The sequence below is a fragment of the Mesorhizobium sp. M6A.T.Cr.TU.014.01.1.1 genome (assembly GCF_004022765.1).
Classification (GTDB): Bacteria; Pseudomonadota; Alphaproteobacteria; order Rhizobiales; family Rhizobiaceae; genus Mesorhizobium; species Mesorhizobium mediterraneum.
Genome location: NZ_RZPG01000009.1, coordinates 166,236 through 189,859, shown reverse-complemented (window position 1 = coordinate 189,859; position 23,624 = coordinate 166,236). Strand labels below are relative to the sequence as shown.

General features: G+C 61.9%; 25 protein-coding genes. 6 read left to right on the top strand and 19 right to left on the bottom strand.

What is annotated here, in order from left to right:
• Nucleotides 1–44: 44 nt before the first annotated feature.
• The 4 genes from EN885_RS12850 (at nt 45) to EN885_RS34670 (ending at nt 2,235) form a co-directional block, all read left to right on the top strand.
• Nucleotides 45–230: a hypothetical protein gene (locus tag EN885_RS12850; protein ID WP_128243935.1), complete on the top strand. Its 186-nt coding sequence runs from the start codon at nt 45–47 to the stop codon at nt 228–230.
• A 422-nt stretch (nt 231–652) separates the two neighbouring features.
• Entirely contained in the window at nt 653–847 is a 195-nt protein-coding gene (locus EN885_RS12845; RefSeq protein ID WP_128243934.1) for a hypothetical protein, read from the top strand.
• A gap of 149 nt (nt 848–996) precedes the next feature.
• Nucleotides 997–1,167: a hypothetical protein gene (locus EN885_RS33575; protein ID WP_164897643.1), complete on the top strand. Its 171-nt coding sequence runs from the start codon at nt 997–999 to the stop codon at nt 1,165–1,167.
• 516 nt (nt 1,168–1,683) lie between these two features.
• Nucleotides 1,684–2,235, top strand: a complete 552-nt coding sequence (locus EN885_RS34670) for an acyltransferase (RefSeq protein ID WP_128243933.1) — start codon at nt 1,684–1,686, stop codon at nt 2,233–2,235.
• Here EN885_RS34670 and EN885_RS12835 read toward each other — a convergent pair.
• From EN885_RS12835 to EN885_RS12760, 16 genes are all read right to left on the bottom strand, one after another.
• On the bottom strand, nt 2,224–2,937 hold the full coding sequence (locus tag EN885_RS12835; protein ID WP_127206648.1) for a class I SAM-dependent methyltransferase: 714 nt from the start codon (nt 2,935–2,937) through the stop codon (nt 2,224–2,226). The genes EN885_RS34670 and EN885_RS12835 overlap by 12 nt on opposite strands.
• Nucleotides 2,938–3,009: 72 nt before the next feature.
• Entirely contained in the window at nt 3,010–3,192 is a 183-nt protein-coding gene (locus tag EN885_RS12830) for a hypothetical protein (RefSeq protein ID WP_127206647.1), read from the bottom strand.
• Nucleotides 3,193–3,195: 3 nt separating this feature from the next.
• Nucleotides 3,196–5,655, bottom strand: a complete 2,460-nt coding sequence (locus tag EN885_RS12825) for an SGNH/GDSL hydrolase family protein (RefSeq protein ID WP_128335185.1) — start codon at nt 5,653–5,655, stop codon at nt 3,196–3,198.
• Between the two features lie 58 nt (nt 5,656–5,713).
• The gene (locus tag EN885_RS12820; RefSeq protein ID WP_128243932.1) at nt 5,714–6,385 is read right to left on the bottom strand and encodes a hypothetical protein; all 672 of its coding nucleotides are present in this window, start codon (nt 6,383–6,385) and stop codon (nt 5,714–5,716) included.
• 158 nt (nt 6,386–6,543) lie between these two features.
• A complete protein-coding gene (locus EN885_RS12815) occupies nt 6,544–6,894 on the bottom strand; it encodes a VanZ family protein (protein WP_095482679.1) in 351 nt (116 codons plus the stop codon).
• 33 nt (nt 6,895–6,927) lie between these two features.
• Nucleotides 6,928–7,566 carry a hypothetical protein gene (locus EN885_RS12810; RefSeq protein WP_206532300.1) on the bottom strand — a complete coding sequence of 213 codons (639 nt, stop codon included), beginning with the start codon at nt 7,564–7,566 and terminating at the stop codon, nt 6,928–6,930.
• Between the two features lie 148 nt (nt 7,567–7,714).
• Complete coding sequence (locus tag EN885_RS12805; protein WP_245467931.1) at nt 7,715–8,242, bottom strand: T6SS immunity protein Tdi1 domain-containing protein; 528 nt, start codon at nt 8,240–8,242, stop codon at nt 7,715–7,717.
• Nucleotides 8,243–8,331: 89 nt separating this feature from the next.
• The gene (locus EN885_RS34220; RefSeq protein ID WP_245493072.1) at nt 8,332–10,944 is read right to left on the bottom strand and encodes a hypothetical protein; all 2,613 of its coding nucleotides are present in this window, start codon (nt 10,942–10,944) and stop codon (nt 8,332–8,334) included.
• Nucleotides 10,945–11,466 (bottom strand): hypothetical protein, encoded by a 522-nt coding sequence (locus EN885_RS12795; RefSeq protein ID WP_128243930.1) that lies wholly within the window; start codon nt 11,464–11,466, stop codon nt 10,945–10,947.
• A gap of 2 nt (nt 11,467–11,468) precedes the next feature.
• The gene (locus tag EN885_RS12790; RefSeq protein WP_245461488.1) at nt 11,469–12,056 is read right to left on the bottom strand and encodes a hypothetical protein; all 588 of its coding nucleotides are present in this window, start codon (nt 12,054–12,056) and stop codon (nt 11,469–11,471) included.
• 265 nt (nt 12,057–12,321) lie between these two features.
• A complete protein-coding gene (locus tag EN885_RS12785; RefSeq protein ID WP_128335183.1) occupies nt 12,322–14,787 on the bottom strand; it encodes a hypothetical protein in 2,466 nt (821 codons plus the stop codon).
• Complete coding sequence (locus EN885_RS12780) at nt 14,787–15,386, bottom strand: hypothetical protein (RefSeq protein WP_127205306.1); 600 nt, start codon at nt 15,384–15,386, stop codon at nt 14,787–14,789. The genes EN885_RS12785 and EN885_RS12780 overlap by 1 nt, the downstream gene beginning before the upstream one ends.
• Before the next feature lie 298 nt (nt 15,387–15,684).
• On the bottom strand, nt 15,685–15,936 hold the full coding sequence (locus tag EN885_RS12775) for a hypothetical protein (protein ID WP_127205307.1): 252 nt from the start codon (nt 15,934–15,936) through the stop codon (nt 15,685–15,687).
• A 213-nt stretch (nt 15,937–16,149) separates the two neighbouring features.
• A complete protein-coding gene (locus EN885_RS12770; RefSeq protein ID WP_128243025.1) occupies nt 16,150–17,139 on the bottom strand; it encodes a Coat protein in 990 nt (329 codons plus the stop codon).
• Between the two features lie 87 nt (nt 17,140–17,226).
• Complete coding sequence (locus EN885_RS12765) at nt 17,227–18,138, bottom strand: hypothetical protein (protein WP_128243026.1); 912 nt, start codon at nt 18,136–18,138, stop codon at nt 17,227–17,229.
• 210 nt (nt 18,139–18,348) lie between these two features.
• A complete protein-coding gene (locus EN885_RS12760) occupies nt 18,349–18,921 on the bottom strand; it encodes a hypothetical protein (RefSeq protein WP_128243027.1) in 573 nt (190 codons plus the stop codon).
• Between the two features lie 285 nt (nt 18,922–19,206).
• On the opposite strand from EN885_RS12760, the gene EN885_RS12755 reads away from it, so the two are divergent.
• Entirely contained in the window at nt 19,207–19,524 is a 318-nt protein-coding gene (locus EN885_RS12755; RefSeq protein WP_128243028.1) for a YMGG-like glycine zipper-containing protein, read from the top strand.
• Nucleotides 19,525–19,724: 200 nt separating this feature from the next.
• On the opposite strand, the gene EN885_RS12750 is transcribed toward EN885_RS12755, so the two are convergent.
• Both EN885_RS12750 and EN885_RS12745 read right to left on the bottom strand, forming a co-directional pair.
• A complete protein-coding gene (locus EN885_RS12750; RefSeq protein ID WP_126105759.1) occupies nt 19,725–20,048 on the bottom strand; it encodes a hypothetical protein in 324 nt (107 codons plus the stop codon).
• Nucleotides 20,045–21,805 carry a portal protein gene (locus tag EN885_RS12745; protein WP_128243029.1) on the bottom strand — a complete coding sequence of 587 codons (1,761 nt, stop codon included), beginning with the start codon at nt 21,803–21,805 and terminating at the stop codon, nt 20,045–20,047. The genes EN885_RS12750 and EN885_RS12745 overlap by 4 nt, the downstream gene beginning before the upstream one ends.
• Before the next feature lie 108 nt (nt 21,806–21,913).
• Between EN885_RS12745 and EN885_RS12740 the strand changes: the two genes are divergently transcribed.
• Nucleotides 21,914–22,528: a methyltransferase domain-containing protein gene (locus EN885_RS12740; RefSeq protein WP_128243030.1), complete on the top strand. Its 615-nt coding sequence runs from the start codon at nt 21,914–21,916 to the stop codon at nt 22,526–22,528.
• A gap of 339 nt (nt 22,529–22,867) precedes the next feature.
• Here the strand turns inward: EN885_RS12740 and EN885_RS12735 are convergent, their stop codons facing one another.
• Entirely contained in the window at nt 22,868–23,437 is a 570-nt protein-coding gene (locus tag EN885_RS12735; protein WP_128243031.1) for a hypothetical protein, read from the bottom strand.
• Nucleotides 23,438–23,624: the final 187 nt, after the last annotated feature.

Genomic DNA, 23,624 nt, shown 5'->3' with positions numbered 1-23,624 from the left:
TGCAAGCGATTGTGTGAGATGAGCCCAAAGGGGAGGATGGGCCCATGTCGCAAGATGACGGAACGGCCGCAGCGCGCCGGACGGTGAAGGCCGAGCTATGCGCGGTCGGCCGCGACAAGCCGTTGCTTGTGGCTTTGGCAGCGATCTTCTGCCTCTATTGGGGGGTGGTCGCGGGGCCAATCCTCTATGCGTTCCTGGCCATCCGGGGCATGGCGGAGTTCTTCAAGTGACGGTGTCGACCATCTGAGAACAGCTCGATCCGTCTTGCCACCTCAACCGAAATTGCTTAGCCGGGATGAAACTGCTCCCATCAACCGTTCGTGCTTCGTGGGGACACAGGGTGCGGGAGGGCACGTGACAATAAGGATCAGGCTTCCGGGCGGGACGTTGAAGATCAAGAAAAGGGACGAGCTTCGTCGCCGCGAGCAGAAGCGCGAAGTCCCGGTCTGGCAGGTCGGAAAGTACTTCATCGTCTGGTGGCCGAGCAGCATGTCGCGGTCCGGGCGCCCGCCAAAACGATAATCCGAGCCTGCGACCCGAACCCTTCTGGAACCAGTTCCAGAAATAGCCCCAGAAATAGTCAATGACCGGCTGTTGACTCTTCCGCTGCGGAAGCTCTTTAATTGCTGCGCTGCACAATGGGGTTGGGCTGATGGCGGTTCGTATCAAGTTGCCGGGCGGCACCTTGAAGCTGAAGGTGTATCGGGAATTGCGCGAGCGCGCCCGCCGCGTGCCGGTTCTGAAGATGGGTTCGCTGTATTTTACCTGGTGGTCGAGCCGCCAGCGTCCTTTGAACGACCAGCCGGGTGCACCGGACGATCCTGACCGGCCACAGGCAATGCGTTGACGCCTTGGACCGTCATCGGGCGCCTGCGCTCAAATCCTTCCGGAATTAGTCAAAAAACTCGCCTATCGGCTGTTGACTCTTCCCTGGGGGAAGTTCTCTAATTGCTGCATTGCACATCATCGTTGCGTTGCACGGCGGGAGTTGAACCGATGGCAGTGCGTATCAAATTGCCGGGCGGCACCCTGAAGATGAAAGTCTATCGCGAATTGCGGGTGCGCGAACGCGAGCGTCGCGTGCCGGTCATGAAGATAGGTTCGCTGTATTTCGTCTGGTGGTCGAACAGCCAGCCTCACAATAAGCCGCAAGACAACCATCAATAGCTGTTGCGCCATTCGCCTGCGTATTTAGCGCCGCTACGGCCTCGGCGCCGTTGATAAAGTTACCGGACCACTCATCCGGTATAGCCCAGCCGATCCGGCGTCACCCGCTACGTTCTTTCCAGAACGTTCCGTTGGATTTTTGCGCCTGGCGACTACGCAGGGGGCTGTTCTTCGGAGCGAGAGAATTCTCTTCGGCAATTTTGAAGGGCGTCTCGATCAGAGTCGCGATCGATATGCAAGTCCGTGCGAATGGCGAACGCCAACTGCGCAGGCTCTCCAATCAGAGACACTGTTAAGCCAAACGTATTAGAGCGTGAACGCGGGACTATCGCGCTTGCAAAGCGCCGCCGCTTGCCGCAAATAGCGGCAGAAACGTGGGCAGCCTAATGATAGTGATGCGTACTGACCAGCCGGTAGCACAAAGCCTCAAGCGCTTTTCGGCCCATTTCCGATTCTTCGCGGGATCGCAGCTTATCGCCGAAAGGTTGCCGAAATCGCGTTTCGGGCGAAACTGAGATGCCGTTCGTTCCACGGTTCGTGTATCGCCTAGCTGGCATCAACGCCGGCGCCGGCGCGAAGATGAGTATCCAAAGCATTCGCACCGCACGGCGTGGCCATCATGCGATCGGCGAGGAATGTATCCTCCACTGCGCTTTTTCCTTTGACCGGCCCGACGCAAAGATCACCGTCGGCCAGCGCAGCTACATCGGCAAGAGCCACCTCGTCGCGGCCGAGCGCATCGAAATCGGTAATGACGTGATCATAAGCTGGGGCACCACGGTCGTAGATCACAACTCGCATGCGACAAGATGGCAGAATCGGAAGGCCGATGTCGCCGACTGGCATCAGGGAAAGAAGGACTGGTCGAACATCACCATCGCGCCGGTGAGAATTGAAGACAACGTCTTTATTGGCTTCAACACCGTTATTCTGAAAGGTGTGACGATCGGCAAGGGCGCAGTCGTCGGCGCCGGATCGGTAGTAACAAAAGATGTGGCGCCCTTCACCATGGTTGGCGGCAACCCTGCCAGGCAAATCGGCGACCCAGTGGCTCGATCAGTGGCTTGAGCACAGAGCTCCGGCCATGTAAGCGACACTGCGCATTGCGGCTTTAGGCGCAATTTTCAGGAACTCTGTCCGCACCTTGTACTTCAGCCATCCTTTTGTACGACCTGCCAAGTGTTGCTCATAGGCGAGATCATGAGGAAAGACTTTAAGCCGCTCGACCGCCAGTCCGGAGGTCTTGAGCAGGTTTTCGAATGATAGGGTGGTATAGAAGTTGATATGCCCATACGGCCCCGACATGCGGATGGCGCGGTCTAGCCTTCGCGTATGCTCCAGTGGGACCTCGATATAGAGCTTTTTGCAGACCCTCGCCGCCTCTGCCAAGAACAAACGTTCGTGTTCGACGTGCTCGACGACGTGGATCGCCAACCCCAGATCGAACGACTTGTCGGAGTGCGGAATGTGGTAGCCGTCAAAAACATCGAGGCTCTTCAGACTAGGGATTTTCCGTGCCTTGATGGCCTCAATACCCGAGGTCGAAATCTCGACCGCTCCGAGTGTCTTTGCCAGATTTCGCTTGTTGAGTTTGTCCAGCACAGCTCCTTCACCGGCCCCAATATCAAGGATCTTTTCGAAGGTCTTCCCCTGGAGGATCGCTTCGATATGACCGACTGACTGCTGCGAAGCAATTTCGCGTTTCGCAGCTACTTTGCCATCTGCGTAGTAATCATCATAGATCGCTATAATGCTGCCGGCGTCCGCCATCGACAAATCCTCCTAAGGATCGCCCCCGCCAACCCGACCGTGCCATAGCGCGCGAACCGCGTCCAGTACGGACTAGGAGCCACCAAGCCACATTTCGACGAGACCTTCGGCATCGTCCTTAGGCATTGTGATTTCTCGACAATGAGTCGGGTCACTGGGCTTGGTAATCAGAATTTTCTTGCCGACGATCACCCATTCCTCACCTTCTTCGAGCGTCGCGATCACTTTACCCTTGCGTCGAATTGCGAGTGGCATCGGCTATCCCCTCTCCGCGACGTATTCGACGAAGCGCAGCGCGTTGCCGTAGTGGCCGGCATCGTTGTAGTGCAGGCCCTCTTGATAGACTCCTGAATTGATGTAATCGAACCCGTCGATCGGGATCGTCAGCACATTTCGCGACCGGTAGGTTTGGCGAATCGCGCCAAGCGCTGCATCGTAGGTTCGGCCACCCGTATAGCTGCCGTTCCACGAAGATGATGGCCGCGTCGGCGGCATGACAACGATGCGGGGCGCCGAGGCCGCTTCCAAAGTGTTGATGATCGAAGTGATGTTAGCCGAAATCGTAGCCGGCGGCGTGCCGAAACTATCGTTGATGCCCAGGGCGAGGACAGGCACAATCTTGCCGCCAGCATAGCCGCATTGAGCGATGGTCGAGGCAAGGCGCGGCGCGTTGAAGGACGCGAAGGTATAACTTCCGTGCGCGGCGCGCAACGTGCGCAGGCGCGGGCGCGAGCCGGCCGCCTTGATGCCGAGCCGGATAACCCCCGTGATCTCCACAGGTCCGCCTACGGCCGTGAGCGTATAATTCCCGCTCGCAGCCTGCCCTGTCAGGGACGGGCCGGAATATTGATCGAGCGCCAGGGCGCCGGCAGCGTTCACAATCTTGTAGGCTGCGTCGCCGTTAAAGGCGAAGGCGAGCGAACCTTGACCGGCGTCCTGGGTGTAGTGGACGTCGACCTGTTCATAAGCTCCTGTGAACGCCAGGGACGCGCCATCCGCAAGGATGATGCTTTCGCCGAGCGGCCCACGCGTTCCCGTCGAGACGATTCCGCTGGTCGTAACGCCATAGAAATCCGGGGTGTACGTGGAGCTTGGCCGGAGCGCCGTCATCCCCGGTTCATCGGCCGCGATGCCGAGGTTGGCGAAGCGGGTAACGAGATTGAACCAGTGCGCCGGGCCGTTGCTGGCCAGCGCCCAATGACCAATGCTATCGGCGATCAGGCAGAGCACATCATTGTTAGCGATATGCTCCGCCATCTTAGTGCGGAAGCCGTCATAGAGGTTGTAAAGTGATGGCTTAGGCGAAATGAAGAACCTCTCGCCGTTCACTATAGGCTTGCCCGGTCCATTGAACCCGTTTCCGGACGCAGGCATGGCCGTCAAGGCGAAACTGCCGGGCGGCACATAGGGATATGGATGCGCGGCCGCAGCGGCGGCAAAAATTGCTGTCGCATCAACGACACCATTTGGGTCGGCGTCCGCCAGCAGAGCCAGCCCCGTGTTCTCCCCTCCGCCGGTCAGAGCCCGTGAGACGTCGGCAATAAGCCCAGTCTTGATCGTGAAAGCCACCTCATAGCGGTGCTGGGTGGATGAGGCCACCGTCGCGCCGTTCGACAGCGCGCCGGCCCTGATCCATACGGGGATGCCCTGCGGATTGACGCTGTTTTGAAACTTGTAACCGCCGCCGCTGATCGCCGGATACTGCCCCGCTGCAATCGGGATGCTGAGAGGGATTTTGCTCATACCATTGGCCAGCGTGATCTGATGGGTGCTGATCACGTCGACGGTCGGGTCGCCATTGTACTGGATTACGTGAATGTTGGCAGTTCCGGGTCCGCTTGCGCCAACGTCGACCTCGGTGATGTAGCCATCGGCTTCTGCCGGAGTTTGGAAAACGACGCTGTAATTTGCCGGCGTATTCGTCCCGGTGTTGACCAAGGCCGGCCAACCAATCACCTGCTCTGCACCCACCGTCTCTTCGAGTCCGGAAATCGAAGCATAGGCCGTCCGTGCCTTGGCGGAAACTTCGCCCGCAAATGTAGCTTTCCATTGTGGGCCATTGGTGAAACCGACCGATTTTTCCGTACTCACTGTCGGGACAGCGGCCGTGAACCACTCGCTTTCGCCATTCGGAATTGTCCCCGGCGTATAATACCAGGTGCCGGAAATCCACTGGACGCCTACAACACTGCCGGCCGGCTTCAAGATTGAAAGCCCGCTGAGAGTTGAAACGCCGGTCGCGACAATGACCTCTTGCTCGGAGACCTTCGTAAGCGTGCCGTCACCTTCAACATGGGCTATGACCACGTTCAAAATGCCGACCGTCCCCATGCCAGTCTCTAGAGCCGTCAGATACTGGTCAACGGTCTTCAGAGAGAGCGGCCAAAAGTAAACGCTTGGGTTGCTGACGGCCGTTCCCGCACCGGTAATGGCGACGGGACCGGCCTTTTGCGACCCGATCAGGGCGGCGATATCGGCCGGCGTCGACACCAAGCCAGTCTCGGTCGCAACCGGCCCTGCCGCCACTTGGTAAAGTCCGAGCTCCGTCGCCGTGACTGGCGTCCAGAAATATTCGCCAACGCCGACATTCCGGCCCAGGACCGCCGCCGCACTTGCGCCTGCCAACCCCGCCGATGCCGCGAAATTGAAGCTCGGCGCCACTGTGTAGAAGCCCGGCGCTGTGACCAGGATCTGCGTCAGGGCGCCGCCGGCGACCACGAACCGCCCGACGGCACCCGAACCGGCACCGCCGGTAAACGCCAGGTCGAAGGCACCATCAGTGCCGCCGGAGCCCGCCGCGATCCGCACCGCTGCCGACGACGCCAAGGCCGATCGCCGCCGCGATCGTCGGAAAGATACCCTTGCCATACAAAGATGCGTCGCGCGCCGCCTGGGCGCTGGCCAGATTGGCCGCGGTAGTGACGACATCGGCGGCGGTTTGTCCGGCATTGGCGGCGGTTTGTCCGGCATCGGCGGCGGAGGTGGACGCGCTGGCGGCTGCCTGGCCGGCACTGGCCTCAGTGGCATCCTTCAGCACCTGCGTTTCATCGCGCAGCGCTTCGACCTCATCGACAACGTCCGAAACGTCGGGCGGCACAAACGGGATAATGGCGATGGCGTCGGTGCCCACGACCGGCGCGTCGGCCGTAAACTGAAACACCCGGTCGGAATTGGCTGACCCGACCTGCGTGTGAACCGTCGTTCCCTTCTGCAGGGTGCGGGCGGTACGGGCGTCGGCGGCACGGAACCATTCGCCTTCGCTCACCGTGTAGATGCCGTTCTGCGTCGGGTCGGCCTGATCCTTGACCAGCACCCGGTCGCCGACCGCCGCCGGCACGCCGTCGATGGTCTGCAAACCCTGGAGGATGACATTGACCGTGGTCGCTAGACGCACGGGTTCGCGTTCGCCGGTCAGAAGTCGAACGGCGGCAGTTGCAGGTCGGGCCATCAGGCTTGCTCCATGAAAAAAGCCCCGCGAAAGCGAGGCTGGAAAGTGTTCTGAGATTTCGCCCACGGGACGTGCGGTCCATGGCGTATCGGGGGAAGGTTCCGGCCCTTGGGGCGCGGAAGAAACGCAGCTGGCCTAGCCGGGGTGTCCGCTGCGGCCTATGTCAATCCGCCAACGCGCCTCTTTGTCCAGCCTGCGATTGTCAGCCCGCACGCCATGCCGGCGCAGTCGGCAACCCAGTCGAGCACATCCATATCGCGCCCTATCAGTTGCGCGCCCTGAAGAACCTCGATCGCCGCGCCGGTCAAAGCGAGGAGAACAATCAGCCTTGTCTTGTGTTCCGGCCAGCCGAGGCTTCCCAAGGCCGCCAGCACGACGAAGGCGATGGCGTGGTTGAGCTTGTCGTCATGAAACGTGACCGCCATGCCGAGATCCGGCAGGAACCGCACCGGCAGAAGAGCAAGCAGGAGAACGCCGGTCAACGTGACCAGAAAAACGATCCTTGCCATGATCGGAAAAGAGTCTACGCGTAACAAGATAGGTCAGTCCTTCATCTGAAAAGTCTGGCTCGCCTGACATGGTCCCGACAGGGAACTACCAGCTCGCGCAACATCCGAACCTGCGGCACGCCATAGGCTACCATCATGACCATAATCAGACCACCGGCCGGTGCGCGCACGATTGGCCGCGCTTGTCGGCGAGCCCAGTACATCACTCTCGAAGTTCCGGCAGAACCTTTTCGTCGAGGAATTTGAGACGGCTGCCCAACATTTCAGCGTAGCGGGATTCGCCGGCACATTGACAGGGATCAACTTCGCCACCGACTTCCCCTGCCGCGCGGCCTCAACCCATTCTTCCATGGCGCCGATATATCCGTCCAGCGCCTCATAGGGATTCTTGGCGTCGTCACAAGGTATATATGTTGGAGGCACATCGCCAACGATCACCCATATCCACTGAGCCACATCGGGTCTGCCGGGCACGATCTCGAACAAAAAAATGTAGATTATGCCATCGGCGCCGTATCCGAAGTATTCACCTTTGATGGCTGAAACCCAATCATAGAATTCAAGATATTTCCGGGCTTCCCGACGTGCAGCATCAAGCTCTTCATCGCCTGTGCTTTTGTCGGTCGACGGCAGGCGGGTGACGCTGCTTAGGTCTGGGATGGCAGTGTTCATGTTATTTCCTAGGATTTCCCAACGTTGCAAAGGTTCAGCTACGGTCAATGCAATGGACGCCCGAACAAGATTGCACCTTAGAGCCCACAGAATTTTCGGGGCAACATCTCAAACAACTCGGTGGTCATCTGCCACCCGGACCTTGTCGTTATCTAAGGTTGATACGAACGGGTGTTCCCGGTGGCAGGTCTTTAACTTGAACTATCAGTTGGCCCATGAAGTGCCAATAGATCTCCAAGTCCGATAGTTCCAGATTTTCGATTTCGTCCTTGCCGTTCAGAAATAGTGGTTCTTTATAGCCTATGCATTGGTTATACGCAGGCTCGGCGCCGCCCGCGCCCCGCCAATCTGCGTACATGTTGGCGGCCAGCGCTGCCTCTTCGTCCTCCATAAGTTCGACTTCGTGGAAGGTCCGGATATTGGCAGGTATCTGAAGGGCCTGTCCCGTGCCCGGTTCGAACATCACGACACCTGGTTCCCCCTGCTCTAGCCGCCACGTATCGGTCGCGAATGCGGTCCCCTGCCAATCGTAACCAAAGCAGGTGATCCGCCCAGTGAATTTAGGGAAACCCAGGCAGACACGTTCATTCCAATCCGCCACCTCTGACGCACGAATGATGCGGTACAGACCATGCTTGAACGAAGCACCGCCGAAACTGGAGAGCAACTCGCTCAATCCGTGGATTTTCGAATCCAACGGGAAATTGCCACTGTCGGTCGGTAACCTGCCGTCTATTGGAAAGTTTCGAATGAACCTCTCAAACACTAGCGATCTCCAATCGTCACTTTGTTGATTCTCGTCCCGTGAGGGAGATTCTTGATTTGGTTCTTTATCTGGGCGCCAAAACTCCGATTCACGCTCAGATCTAGGCCGCTAAAGTTAGATAGTGTTTCTTGCCCATTTAATTGCAAATCAACTATATGATCGACGTCCTCGTTAGGCGCGACCTCGTTGCCAGCCTCAATATACCTGCGGCGAGCCGGTTTCGAATCCCGAACCGAGTGATGGTTTACAGAGGTCTCACGATCAGTCAGCCGCTGGGCTTTGAGGCTTGCTGCTTCTCGTTGCGCATCATTCCATTTTCGCATGTAGCGCATGCGCAAGTCATCACCAACGGCGATGTGGCTGCCGCCGCCGGCGACGCCCTCGCCCTCCATTGTGAGCGGCTCTGGAACAGCCTCCGAAACCAGAGAATTTGTAGGTTCCGGGCTTGCGGCAGGATCAACATCGGCGGGCCGACCGGTGAGCCTTGCCACCACCTGGCTGCCAATTGCACCGAGCCCCTCGGCAAGGAGATTGCCGCCAGCGCCCCAAAGCGCGCCGTTGGCAATCCCCCACGGAACGTTCTCGCCTGTGTTGAAGGCGTATGCCCCGCCATAAGCGCCACCCGCCACGCCCCCTACGCCGGTTCGGGCGGCAATGCCGGTCAAGCCGGTCTCCGCCGCCGCGCCGATGCCTGCCCGGCCTAGCAAACCGATTGCGCCCTTTACCAGGCCATATCCGCTCAAGCCGGCGCCGAAGGCCTCGGCTGCCCAACCGGCCGAGCCGGCCCGGTCCTCGGCGTCCTCGGTCTCGGCCCGCTCATTTTTGAGAAGGTCCTCGTAATTCCCACCCGACAAAGCGGAGTCCAGCTTGGCGGAGATCGCATCCGCACCTCCGGCGGCCGCGCCCTTAGCCGTGAGGCGACCGACATCCGAGAACGCCAAGCCGAATTGCTGTAGCCACGGCATGGTGCTGTACTGAGCCTGCGCCGGATGTTCCCCGATCCACGCCAGCCCATTCTTGAGCACCGCAACCTGGGCTTCCAACAACTCTGACGTGACGTTCGGATCTTGGGCAGCCTTGGCTCGCCATTGGGCTTCCGCCGCCAAGGAAATCTGTTCGGCCATCGCCTTGCGTGCATCCGGGTCACGAACCGCCAGGACAATCGAACTCAACTCGGCAAGACGCGTTTCGAACGGCACGCTTTGGTCGATATATTTCGCGGCCTGTTGGTCAGCTGCGGCCCAGGGCAGCGGCAGCATCCCGTCGAAGCCCATCTCTTGTTGGGCAGCGACGGCCCAGGTTACGGCAGTCTTGTAGTCGTCCGGAGTTGAGACCTTCCTCCAGTCGGGAGCCTTGTCTTGGAATAGTTGGCTGATATAGCCGACGGGGTCGGCGCGTCTGGCACCCAGTGCCAATTGCGCGGCGCCGGCCTTTATCTCGTATTGCTCGCGCTCTTCTGGCGAACCGTTTGGGCCGGGTTCAAAATCCCGAAGCTCAGCATGTATTGCTTGGTTCGGCGCCGAGCGCATGTCGAAGACCGCACCGGCAATGCCAGCCGTAATGTTGAATTTCTGGAAATGCCTGATGCCCTCTTCGGCACCGTAAATGTTGACGAAATCCTGCTCGGTCGGCTTCTTCTCGGGATATTTGCCCGTGGTGGCGATGACGGCCGGGGCATTCTGCTCTGCGAGTTGCACCTCGGCGCGGGCATCGACGAGTTGCGCGGCATTCGCCGTGTTGGCCTGATTGCGTAGCGCTTCAACTTCGCCGGGCGCCAGGTAGGTGATGGCGTCGATGGGTGCGGTGCCAGTCCCGTCGCCCTTCAGAGCCACCGCGCTGGAGCTACCGCTCGATGCATTGGCGGCACCGGCGACTTGGGTGATGTCGCTGCCAGAGGAATTCGCTGGCTGCACCACGCCGAACATTTCGAGGGCCCGCGTGGGATCCTTGGCAATCAACGCCTGGAACCGGGCCTTTGCCGTGGTGCTGAACCAGTCTTTCACGATCTGCTGCCTGATCTGCGGGTCGAGCCCCATCTTGTCGATCAGGTTGAGCCCGTCCTGCCGGGCCGCTTCGAATGTGATGGTATCGTCCGGGTCGCTCTGCGCGATGGCGGTAGCGTTGGTTTCCAGCACCGTGCTGAGCTCGGTTTGCTCATAGTCCTGGCGGCGCTGAACCTGTTTCGCCGCGATGCGCGCCGAACCGGCCGCGCGCAGGATTTCCTTCTGCTTGATAAAATTCGCGCGCTGACTCTCGGGTATTTTCGGCAGGATGCCGTCGAACAGCGTGTCAAACAGGCCTGGCTTGACCACCTGGCCAGTGCGTGGATCGACCTGGCCATACATGCTGTCATGCAGGCCGCTGCCGTCTGCCGGCGCGTTCTGGGTCGCGTCATTCTCGGCCTGCGCGATCTGCCCGTCGAACTGCCGGCGGACGATCTCGGCATCGAACGCTTCCTGCTGCTCTTTCTGCTGCCGATACCGCTCGGCGACGGCCGAGAGCTCGTCGCCAAAGCCTTGCATGGCGGCGCCGAGCGGCGAGCCGCCGGGATAGGAAACCACGTTGCCGGTATCGAGCCGGCGCTGGGCGAGCTGGAGGGGAATGGTCGCCATTTATCGCATCCCCGCCCACGGATCGTTGAGTGCCGAACTGCCAAAGATCACGGCCCGGTTCGGCGCCGATGCTGTCGGGGTCGAACCCTCGCTCGGGTCCTGGATTTTGGAGAGGCCATCGACGAGATTGCCGCCGGCCTTGAAGATCGAGGCGGTCACCGCCTGTTTGCCGGAAAAGCGCGAGATGGCGGCCTGCGCGGCCAGATTGTTCTGGCGCAGCTGCGAGCCGTATTGGATCGCCTTGATGTCGAGCTGGCCCTGCCTTGCATTGGCGGCCAGCACCTCAGTCGGCGAGCCTGCGATGCCGACGCCCGAGGCACCCGCCTGGGCGCGCGCCTGCGACAGCAAGAGGTCCTGCTTGTGACGCTCCTGGCCCTGTTCGAAGGCCGCGCTTTGAGCCTCGGCCTGCGCCTGCTGCTCATAGGCCTTGGCCTGGTAGTCGGCCATCTGCCTCGACTGCTGGCCTTCGACCAGCGCGCCGCCCACCGAAAGAGCCGTGCCGATAAGGGCAAGTGTGCACATGGTCAGCCTCGTTCGCTGGCGGGAATGAATTTGCTTTTGACACCTTCGACCGGCGCGCCGAGCGCCGGGCGCGGGTCGAGCGCGCCGCCGGGGCTGAGGAAGGACAGAAGCAGCCTGTCGGCCTGAACCGCTGGCCGACTGAGACGGGCAGGCACGGCCGCGTGCGGTCCGGCCATGGCAGCGCGCCGGGTGGTGGTCAGATTGATTTTGAGGTCGGCAACGCCGGCGGCGTTGAACAGGCCGTTGGCAGTGGCGATCGCGCGGACGAGCGCGTCGGCCTCGAACAGTTCCTGGCGCAGTTGCTCGATCAGCCGGTGGACGGTGCGCCAGCGCTCGCCGAGCGAAGCGGCCTTGGACTTGATCTCGTCGCCCAGGGCGACGATGTCGGCCCGCGCTTCCCTTTCGGCGGCTTCGACGCGGCGCTTGTTCGCCGCCTCGACGGTTTTCTCCAGCAGCGCGATTGCCGCATTGCAGTCGGTGAGCGCGGCGCGCACCTCGCCCAGGTCGCCGTCGCCGAAGATCGCGCGATCCTCGGCCCGTTCCAGCTCCTGTTTGCGGGCGGCAGCATTGTTGAGGTCGGTGTCGAGCAAGGCGATGACGGCAGCGAAATCGGCAGCCGTCCGCGCCCTGCCAAGATCTTTGGCATGGGGGAATAGGGTCACGGGAGGAGGGTCCTTTTTGGGGGCGGGATGGTTATCTCCCCCCTCGAGGGGGAGATGGCCGGCAGGCCAGAGGGGGTTGTCTCGCGTGAAGCGTCAGCCTCTTACGTCCGTTATGGGAGTCGCGTCAGGACGCGCCGACCCCCTCTGTCGCCTTCGGCGACATCTCCCCCTCAAGGGGGGAGATCAGCAGTTCCTAAGGCTCGGCATCGAACACCGGCGTGAACGCCCGAATGGTGCAGGGCGTCGGGTTGACGTGGCGGATCTTCACTCTGCCCTGCCCTTCCCAGCTGTCGTCGATCGGCACCTCGACATTGCCGGTGAACAGGCTCGCCTTGCCGTCTGGCGCGACAATGCTTGGCATGCGCACCTTCTCCCAGCGGCCGCGCAGGAAGGACTGCACTTCGAGCCCCGACGTGTCGGTCTCGAGTAGCGAAAGCATCACCTTGGCGATCTTCTTGCGGCGGCCGACAATGGAGCCGTCGCGCCCGCCGACATCGAGTTCCAACGTGTTGGCCTCGGACTGGTAGCCGAGCCCGACCTGCCATTTGCTGGCCACGGCGCCGCCCGGCAGCGTCACCTGGCCGGCAGCTACGGGCAGGCCCTTATAGATCTTGCCGCCGGCCAGCACGTCGACGCTCTCGCCGTCGAGATGATCGAGCCCGGAGACGGCATTGACGGCGGCCCCCGAATAGGTCAGGCCGCAATCGACCTGAAAGGCGTCGTCGAGGCCGCCATATTCGAACGGCGCCGTCATGATCTCGATGGTGCGCTTCGTCACGCCGCCGATGCTGCGCTTGACGAACAGCCAGACATCGTCGGCGCCGTTCTGGCCTGGCGTCACAACCGCACTTTCAACGATCCCCCATTCCGAACCAGTAAAGGCGCCACCGAGACGATGCCGGTGCATGCCGCGCACATCCTGCGACGGCTGGTGCGTGTAGCCGCCGAGCTCGCCATTTTCGAGCGGGAACCACAGCACCGGATCGGGGTCGGTCTGGAACGCCAGCTCGACGACGCCTTGCTTGGGAATATGCTCGGAGACCTGGCCGATATCGTCGGAGGTGAATTTGCTGACCGAGGTCTGCACCAGCTCGGCGATCGATTTGCGGCTGCGGGTGACATAGAGGAACGACTGCCCGGCAGCGACCGGGCGGATGCGGGCGCAGCCGAAGGTGCGCGAATTGCGATTCTTGAACGACGACGGGGTCAGCGCCTCGTCGATGCCGGAGCCCGACAGCGCCCGGATGCCGCCTGATGTGCCGATCAAAAGCGCGCCGTCGGAATCGGCGATCCAGACGATGTCGTTGGCCTGGCCGCCGCCGGCCTGCACGAATTCCAGTGCGGCGTCGTCCTTTTCGCCGAGCGCAAAATTATCGAAGTCGCCGGTCGCCGAGGCATAGACCGAGAATCTGCGGCTGAAGGCCAGCCGTTCCTCGTAGAGCGAGCCGGTCTCGACATATTTGCCCGGCACGAAGGTGCCGAGCCGCCAGCGGGTGATCGGGCTCAGGTTCGGCAGAGCATGGTTGTGGAGCACGATCTTGACGACGGTGGGGCTGGTGCGGCTGGTGATCCTGGCCCAGCGCCAGCGACCGTCCGAACCCAGCAGCCGGATGGCGCGGCCGACATCGCTTGACTGGAAGCCGGCGTCGCCATTGATGCCGACGATCGAGGAAGCAGTGAGGTTGAATGGCGTCTGGTCCGAAGCCTTGATGTGGAAGGCGATTTCGGCGCAGCGTGTGTGCGTTGCGTCGTCGCCGCCGCCGCCGCTGAAGACGATCTGGTGGTATTCATAGGCTGTCGAATTGGTGAATTCGTAGAACCTTGTCTCGCTGTTCGACCAACCAGTCTCCGCCGTCCTGGTGTCGAGGGTGACCCAGTTCGCTCCATCGTTGGAACCCTGGATTTCCCAGTCCGTGAAGAAGTCGAAATTGGTCGTCGCCTTGCTGGCCGCGGTGATCCAGTAGGCATCGACGATGCGCTGCGCGGCGGCCGCGTTGCGGTAGCGGATATAACCGATCGAGTCGCCGGCGATCAGTATGTTCTGGACCCTGTCGCGGTCGAACATCTGGTAGGCGTCGGGATCGCCGCCCGCATTCGAGACCGTTCCACCTGGCGTCGTATTGCCAGTCATGGCCGGCGTCAGATGACCGGTCTCGGCTGGTGTCAGCGTCGTGCCGGTCTCGTTGATGTCGTCATAGGGACCATCGAGGAATTCGAAATCCTCCAGCGTCCATGTCTGATGCGCGGTGCGCGTCAGCACCTTCGGTGAATAGTCCTTGTGGCTGATCCACATCTGGTCGGCAGACTGCACATAGGCGAGATCGAAGAGGTCGGCTTCCGCATAGGGCGAAGCGATCTCGACCGTGCCGACGCGGGCGCCATAAGCATAGACGCGGATATAGAAATCGCCGAACTCCAGGCAGTAGGCCTGCTCGGAGGAGAAGATGAACGGGATGCCGCGCGTTGTCTTGGCCGCGTTCTTTACCTCGCCGACGAAGATGGTGCCGCCGCGCTTCCTGATGCCGCCATGCGGCAAGGTGACGAAATTCTCGCATTTGGAAAGCGCTGCCCGATAAAGATCGAGCGAGGCGCGCGCATGCAATCGCGGACTGATCTCGCCACGAACGAATGTGTCCTGGACCGGATAGAGCGTCGTCATCAGCGCACAAACCGGTTGTCGCCGCGCTGGATCGCCCAGGACGACGTCGACAGCCTGCCGCCTCGCTGGATGGCGTTGGTGTGGAACGCCGCGTCCAGCGCCCGGTCATAGGCACCGCGGGCGATGTCGATCAGGCCCGCCTTGTGAGTCAGCGGATGCGCGATCTTGACCGCAAGTGCGCTCACCAGCACTTCCGTGAACAGCGCGTCCCAGTCGTTCGGGTCGGTGAGGTTGGCGACGTAGCGGATGAGGCGCGGCCCGGACTGGTCGCAATAGATCAGCCCGGTTTCCTGGCGCCACGAGATCGGCATGCCGTCCGGCTCGCCATTGTGGGTCAGCGGCAACGGGCGCAGGCAGTCCATGGGCAATTCATAGGCAAAGTTCAGCGTGCCCGCGCCGCTACCAGTGTCGGCGCCAGCGACCGTGGCCGCCAGGATGGCGAAGACCCAGGCGTGTTTCGTCAGCTCGGCTTCGCGGGTCAGGTCGAAATGCAGGTTGAGCAAGCGCGCGGCTTTCACATCCTGGTCAAGGCTGTCGATCGGCGCCTCGTCGAGGACGCCAAGCGCCATGTTGGCGATGTCGAGCGGGGTGATGGCCATGGTTTAGGCCTCCGTGAGTATGGATCGGGAAAAGCAGGGCATGGCGGCCCCACGGCAAAGAGCCGCTTCGTAGCGGCTGGGCGTTTGGTGATTTTTGGCTTGAGCAAAACGTTCGCACGTCTTGTGCGTGGAACCCGTCACGATACCAACCACCCGTCAGGAAACGGGTGGCGTGGGATGTGTTTTCAGTCCCTTGTGCTCGTTCGAGCAAGGAAAAGACGATGATATTGTCGCTATTGCAGTTTCACGATGTCGCCGCACAACGCGGCGATGACTTGCGGCCTGAATTCCTGCGGCATCAGCCGAGGCGTGCGCTCGTCGAGATCCGCCGCCCTGCTTCGGCTGACTTGGCAAAGGCGCTTGCTTGCAGCTTTCCTGCACCTCTTCCCATCGCCAAACCCTTGTCCAGGGCATCTTGAAGACTTGTCGTGTAGTAGGCGGTGTTTTCCAGACCGCTGAAGAAGTTTATACGGTGAACTTCCCCCTTTTTGCTTATGACAATGCCCGCTTTTCGGAGCACTTCCTGAACTGCCTTATATGTCATGTTCATGGTTACCCTCCTTTGCCAAGACAAGGCAGCATCGCCCTTTTGTGTAACCGTTTGGTGACGGCGATTAATTAAAGTGCAACATGAATATGTTGCGAGCCCCAAGACTTGTTTCACTCTGGAGCAGCGCAGCGCGTGAATCTGGAATTCGCCACATTGGCCGACCTGGCGTCCGGAAGGGGCGGGAGGTCTGATGCTCCCGCCCTTCCGGTCCGATCACGCCTCGGTCGTCTTCAGCGCGATGAACGTCATGTTCTTGACGCTCGACGCAGTACGGTCCCAGTTCGCCGCCAGCGCAAGCTCGGCGTCAGTGGGGAATTCGCCGGCCGAGGAGGCGTCGAGGAAGCGCGTGCCCGGAACGTGCGGGACGAAGTGCCGGCGGCCGACCATTTCGGTGACGCCGCCGCCATGGCCCTGGCGCGGCTTGCGGTCGAACTCCAGCGGCCCGCCCTCGGTGTTGACCGGCAGCTCGTTCCACAGGATCGCCTTGTCCTTGAACATGAAGGCAGTGTAGACGCCCGCCGCGACCGGGATGTCGTCGTCGACGACGGCCCGCAAGCCCATGTAGTACGGGATCAGCGGCCCGCCCTGCTCGGAGGGCGGCACATAGTCGATCAGGTCGGCGAGCTTCAGCGCCTTCATCTGCTTCGAATGCATCCAGATCGTCTTGAATTTATCGGCGCGGTCGCCCATCAGATAGGCGGCCTCGATGATGTCGGTGTCGACGATGGAAGCACCGGTGACGCGGACGAGGTCGCCCGCATCATTGGCGATGTTGTCGGCCAGCACGCCTTTCAGGATGCCGAGCAGAGTCAGCTTGTTGGCACGCTGCCAGTAGTCGGTTTGGCGGCGCACGATCAGCTTCTGCGGGTCGTCGCCGGCAAGGATCGAGGTCAGGTCCGGAATGCCCCACGCCTGGGCGCGGACATTGCGGGCAGCGACCTCGCGGCGCGCGCCGATCTTCTTCATCTCGATCGAATCGGCCGGATCGTCACTGACCGGCTCGGATGGATCGTTGCCGAGATCCTTCCAGCCGGGCATGTCGACGGAACGCCCGCCCATGGAAAGCTTCGAGGCGATGGCCGGGTCGGAAAACAGGATTCCGGCCTGGTAGATCTCGAGCGACTGGACATGCTCCTCGAACGAGTATTGTGCATAAACGGACGGAACGATCGCGTCCGCGATACGGGTGTAGGCGTCTGCCATTTTTGTCTTCCTTCAGGTTTGGTGGGGCGGCTAGACTATGATCCCGAAAAGTGGGAACCGGTTTTCGCTGGAGATCACGGTCCAGCTTTAGAGGGGGTTGTTGGGCATCCACAGATCGGGGTTTTCGCCGGCCTCGCGTGCCAGCCGCCGGGCGCGGGCGGGATCGCTTTTGACGAGGGCTGAGATATCAGTCAGGTTGCGTTCGCCGGCGGCGTTGCGCTTGAAGGGGTTGCCTCCACTCAAAGCCGCGCCGCCGTCGATCGTGTCTTCTCTAAACATCGCCTCGCCGATGGCGTGGAACGCCTTGGCGATCTGCGGATCGGTCAACGCCCCGTCCGGCAGAAGGATGCCCTTCGCCTTATAGGCATCGACCAGGCCGAGCTTCTTCATTGCCCGGTTGGCGACCTCCAGTCTTTGGCGGAAGCCATCGCTGTCGGTCGGTCCCCAATCCCGGACCAAGTCGTCGTGAGTGGCTTCGACCGAACGGGCAAGGGCGATCTGCTGCACCTTGGCCTGCTCGGCCATGTAGCCGACGAAGCGGTCGTGATAGGCCTGCGCGACCTTTGGGGTAGCGCCGGCTTCGACCGCCCAGGCCTTGGAGGCGTTGGCGAGCTCATCCGAATAGGCGAAGTCTTCGGGAAGCCCGTCGGGACGCCTGTACTCGACCTTGTCAGGCGATGTCAGCGGACGCATCGCCAGGGGAAGCCGGGCATGGAACCTGTCCCAGTCTTCCCCAGGTGCATCCGCAGCGGGAACGCGCAGGCTCTCACCCTGTTGCCGTTCCAGCTCCGCATAGGATGTGAAAACCCGATCGAGGCTTTCAGGCTTGGTCCAACCCTTGGTTTCAGCGAGCTTGCGGTTGCCTTCGGAAAGACCGTCAAACCAACTCTTGCCAGCCGGCGGGGCGGACCTGTTGTCCCCGTTGGCCGGTGGCCATGCAAGGTTGCCCGCCGGCTGCGTCTGCGCAGCCACGGACCCGGCGTCTGCCAGATCTGTCATGAGATGTTCCTTTTGTGAGGTTAAAGGCCGATGATAGGAGCTGGCGGCGGAGCCCAGTATCTCCCCCCTCGAGGGGGAGATGGCCGGCAGGCCAGAGGGGGTACCATCGCGTGGAGCGCCAACCTCCATCTGTCGCTGAGGTCGCGCCCGGTCGCACCGACCCCCTCTGTCGCCTTCGGCGACATCTCCCCCTCAAGGGGGAGATTAACGCTACGCGTTATCGCCCCAGTTCTCCCACAGCAGCGTGATCGTGCCGGTGATGGCGAGCGTGCCATCGGCGTCGATGTCGGTGCCGGTGGCGAACGCCAGGTTGAGGTAGAGGTCGACCGGCGTCGCGGTCCCACCCAGCGTCGCTGCTGCGGCCACGTCGGCGACCGACGCGGTCGATAGTGCAGCACCGGCGCCGTCCAGCGCGCGACCGGTCGCGGCCAGAACGTTGACCATGGTGCCTGCGAGAGCAGCGCTCGACGCCGCCGCCGACCCGAGCGACCAGGTGAGTGCCGCATTGTCGTTGATGGTCGAGGTGCGGGTGGTCAATACGGCGAATTGCAGCCTGGCGGTGCCGCCCTTGATGCGCACCTTGCCGTCGAGAAAATCAAAAAGCTTCTGGCTGGCATAGGCAAGCGCATCGGTGACCGGCACTTGCATGTCGTTGAACGAAAAAACGGTGCGGTATGCGCCGCCCTGCCCGCTCGTCCTGGCGGCAAGCCCGGCCTTGGGCGGGGCAAAGCCGGCCTCACGGGCCGCGGCACGGGAAAGCGTCCGGGAAAGACCTCGGGTCATGGCATTCTCCATTCTTGGGGGATTTGGGGGATCGGCTGGACCCGCCGCAGGCGGGTTCGTCACGGCCGAAGCTTGATTCATTTCGATAGGGCCCAGCTCTATCGTCTTGTTAAACCATGATCTTTATGATCTTTTTGTTTGACCATGATCTTTCCGAGCCGGAGGCCTGGACCGTCAAGACGAAAGAAACCATGTCTTATTTCGTGAGGCATGGTGCCCCTGTTCCGCCGCAATGCGACCCCACTTGGCAAGGCATTGACCCAAGGCTTTAAAGGAGGACTCCAAATGACCATGCAGAAAGCCATTGTCGCCGCGCTTCTGACTGCCGTGCTGGCAGGGTGTGCGCAGACCGAAGGCCAGCAGAGAGCCGGAACCGGCGCGCTGATCGGCGGCGCCGGCGGCGCGCTCGTCGGTCAGGCCATCGGCGGCAATACCAAGAGCACCGTCATCGGCGCAGCCAGCGGCGCCCTGCTCGGTGCGGTGGTGGGCAGCGCGACCACGCCGCAGCGGCGCGGCGAACAACTTTGCCGCTATCAGGACCGCAACAGCGGCCGCATCTACACCGCACCTTGCGACGACCGCTACTACGACGGCAATTATTGAGCGTAGCGCCGGCGCTGGTCTTCCCTTCTCCCCTTGTGGGAGAAGGTGGCCGCGAAGCGGCCGGATGAGGGGGGTTCTAGCTTGGCGCACACCTCGTCCAGATCGGTGACTCGGTAGCCAGCCTCTCATTTCTTCCAACACCCCTCATCCGTCTCGGCGCTAAAGCGCCGATCCACCTTCTCCCACAAGGGGAGAAGGGATCACTTGCTTTCCAGCCTCGCCGCCTTCTCCAGCGCCGCCAGCTGCGCCTCATCCAGCGTCAGGAACCCCATAATGTGCTGCACCACTTCGGCGCGCGCGTTGCTCAGCGCGCTGTGCAGTTCGAAGCCATTCGGTGTCCTGGTCCGGGCCATCCATTCGCCATAGGACGGGCGGCGGTAATAGCCCGTCGTCGCCGCGAGATCGGCCAGCACCATCTCGCCGTCTTGCCCGGAGAAAACCCTGAGATAGGCCTTGGTCAGCGCATCACGCGCTTTCGCCGGACCGCCGGCCTGCCCGGAATGGGCAAAACGTTTCCGGCTCATGCGCCGGCACCCGGCGCAGCCGGGCCGCCCGACGTGTCAGGCTGACCACCCTGCAGCATGCCTTGCAAACCATCGAGCAGGCCGCTGTCGCGCGCCTGAATCGCCGCCGGCACCCCATCCTTGGCCACTTTGCCGGCAGTGGCGATCGCCGCCATACCAGCCTGGGCTTGTTGAGCCTTGGCTCTGGCGTCGCGGATACCGGCGACCTCGTCCTGGCGGCGAAAGATGCGTTGCGGGCTGCGGCCGGCGCCCTGCACGATCTTCAGCGCCTCGTCGCCGTCGATATTGTCCATGACGCCGGGATCGAACTGCGCCATCTGCATGGCCGTGGTGACCACCTGGATGGTGTCGCGCGCCTCGGCCGAGCGGCGCAGGACGTCGAGCGGCCCGGTGAAGGTCGGTCGCACCGCCTTGCCGGCCAGGCTCGCCGGCGGCAGGAAGCGGCTGTCTTCCTCATACAATCCTTTGTCCTCGAGGATGCCCAGCTCGCGGTCGAGGTTGGAGGCAAAACCCGCCTGGATGATCGAGCCGGACGGGCCGAGCAGCGCGCCCTTCTCTTCCTGCCTGATCAAGGCTTCGGTCGCCGTCATCTGCGGGTTCTGCACCAGCGTCTGGAACAGGTTGACGAACATCATGTCGCGGATCTCCTCGGCCCGGCTGTCGGCATAATTGAACGCATAGGTCGGGTTCTGGCCGGTGGCGATCGGCGCGATCAGCGGCCTTCCCTGGTCGTCGATCAAGCCGGGATAATTCTCGCCGGGATTAAGCACCGGCACATAGTCGAGCCGCGCCTTCGAGGCGGTCGCCGGATCGGTGATCTGCTGCAGCGCCCTGAGGCCCGACCGGCGCACGGCGTTTTCCTCGCGCACCGTCGTCAGCGCCTCGATGGTCGGCGAGATGCCATAGGGGTCGCCCTCGTAGCGGCGCCAGTTGAAGCACGACACCGGGAAGGAGCGGAAACCGCTTTCCCTGACGATGACCTCCTCGTCCTCGATGACGTGATAGGAAGCGAATGCCGTGTCGAGATACTGGTAGGAGCCGCTGAGCCGGTACATCTTGCGCTCGTCGCGCGGTTGGATGCACTGGATCAGCGAAATCTTCGTCTCGCATTTGGCCGGGTCGTCGACCAGCATCTTGATCCGTGCCGGCAGCTTCTCATAGCCGAGCAGCTGCGCCGCTTGCCGCGCGGTGCGCTCATAGCGGCGGTGGAAAATATCGACCTGACCCCAGCGGTTGCGCGAGAGAAAACCTTCGACCACCGGGATCGAGGCATAGCGGATCAGCGTGCCGCCAAAACCCTCCTCGGCATAGAGATAGGCCGGACCGTAGCGCACGACATTGCGCAGGCAGGCCTGTGTTGCCGGCACGAAATTCGAATTGGCGGAATAGCGCAGCGAGAACAGGAAATCGCGAAGCGCTTCCGCCCATTCCTTTTCCTCGTCGCTCTCCTCGTCATTCATGGCGGCGGTCGACAGCCCGTGCCATTTTTCCGACTGCGGAATGATCAGGCTTTCCAGCCCGGCGGCCAGCCGGTTGGCGGCCGAGTTGATCGTGTTGGCGTAGACACGGGCACCGCGCCGCTCCTGCCGTTCGGCCTGCGAGGCCGGTCCGGACCGCCGGCGGCCGCTCCAGATGTCGGGGGCATCGGGATCGCAGAATTCCGACACCGCCTCCCAGACAGCCTCATACTGGCTGCGCTCGCTCTCCAGTTCGGCCTGTCGCGACAGGATATCGTGGGCACGGGAATCGCTCGTCATGGCAATCTTTCTTCGGTGATCTCAGCTTATTTTAGCGCGGTCGAATTTTGTCCGCTTTTGCGATGTTCAAGGGAGGCGCGGCGGGCCTTTAAGGAGGTCGATGTGACAATGACGGAGAGCCTACCCGGTGCCCTGACGAGGCGAAGCAAGCAGGTTGCAAAGCGGCTTATCGGCTACGATTCCCGCAACTGGCTGCGCATCAGGCAGATCGAGGCGTTCACCGCGTTTCTTGAGGCGGACGGCCGCAAATCATCTGACGTGATCGAGATTTCGCCCGGCTGGAACCGCTATTGGAAGACGATGTGCTCCAACTATACCTCGGTCGATTTCCCCGATTTCGACATCTGCAAGGACCGCACCGACCGGCAATATTCCGTCGTCATTGCCGACCAGGTGCTGGAGCATGTGCAACGCCCGCTCGCCGCGGCACAGAATATCCATGCCATGACCAGACCGGGCGGCTGGGCGATGGTAGCGACACCGTTCCTGTTCAGAGTGCATGCCAGGCCGCACGACTACAACCGCTGGACCCCCGCCGGCCTGAAGCAGGTGATGGTCGAAGGCGGTTTCGCCGAAGCCGACATAGAAGTGTTCGGCTGGGGCAACAAAGCTTGCGCCAAAGCCCATATCGGCGGCCCAGTGCGCGCCTACGGCCTATGGCGCGATTTGAGCAACGACGAGGAATACCCGCTGATGGTCTGGGCGTTCGCGAAAAAGGCGTAATCTCCCCCCTTGAGGGGGAGATGGCCGGCAGGCCAGAGGGGGTCGGCACGACCAGACGCGGCTTCCTCTCTTGCGGCAGTGGAGGTTGGCGCTTTACGCGCGACGACCCCCTCTGTCGCCTTCGGCGACATCTCCCCCTCAAGGGGAGAGATTATCCTCGCCGCTTCACCAACCTTGCCAGACGCCGCCAATACCACCAGGGCCAGTCGCCCCGGCTCCTGAACACCCGTTTCATCGCGCCCATTTCACACCCCCAGAAGCACGCGGCGCTGGCCGGTGAGATCACCGGGCGACAGATCGGTCTTGACAGTGCTCAGCGTTCCCTGGCGCTGCTCGAGCTCAGCCCGGAGCGCTGCCTCGCGCGCCTCCACGTCCTTGTCGGCAATGGTCGGTGTTGGTGGCAGCGGCTTCAGCGCCGGCGGCTTTTGAAAAAGGCACATCGTTCCAGCTTTCTCTTGTCCAGTCATAGAGGATGAAGGTTTCGCCGTTGCGGCCGTAGCCCGGCAGACGACAACGTTCAGTGGCGCCCAGCCGGGCAAGCCAGCGCAGCGCCAATTCATTGGCGGCCAGCGCCCGCGCCTCGACCCGCCAGGCGCCGCGCGCAGCGACCTGCGGCCCGAGCACGGCGTGAAAGAACTCAGTAATCCCAGGCACGCAGCGCTTCATGCGGCGCGTGCCCCAGCTCCAGGCGATCCATAAGCCGCCGCGCTGCTCGGCGGCGCCAAAACCGGCTTCCGGATTGCCACCGAGCTCGGCGACATAAGCAAAACCCTGCAGTGCGGTGAGCGCCAGCAGCGCCGGCGACCAATGGTCGAGCTGGCAGTCGATCTCGGCCCGGTCCTCGAGGCGCAGATTGGCGGCGATGTAGGAGAGATCGCGCAAGGTTGCGGGGATGATACGGAGCGTCATGCGTATCCTTCGTCATCCCGGTGCGAGGGCGAAATTTCCGAAGCTCGTGCACTGTGCCGTGCCAATGCTGTCCAAGCTTTGGGCCGTCAAGCTTATATATCCAGACAAGATTACTCTCATCCGAAACCTTGGGATTTGCATAATTCAGATATCACCGACCACAGACGGCGCACCGCCTTTACTTAAA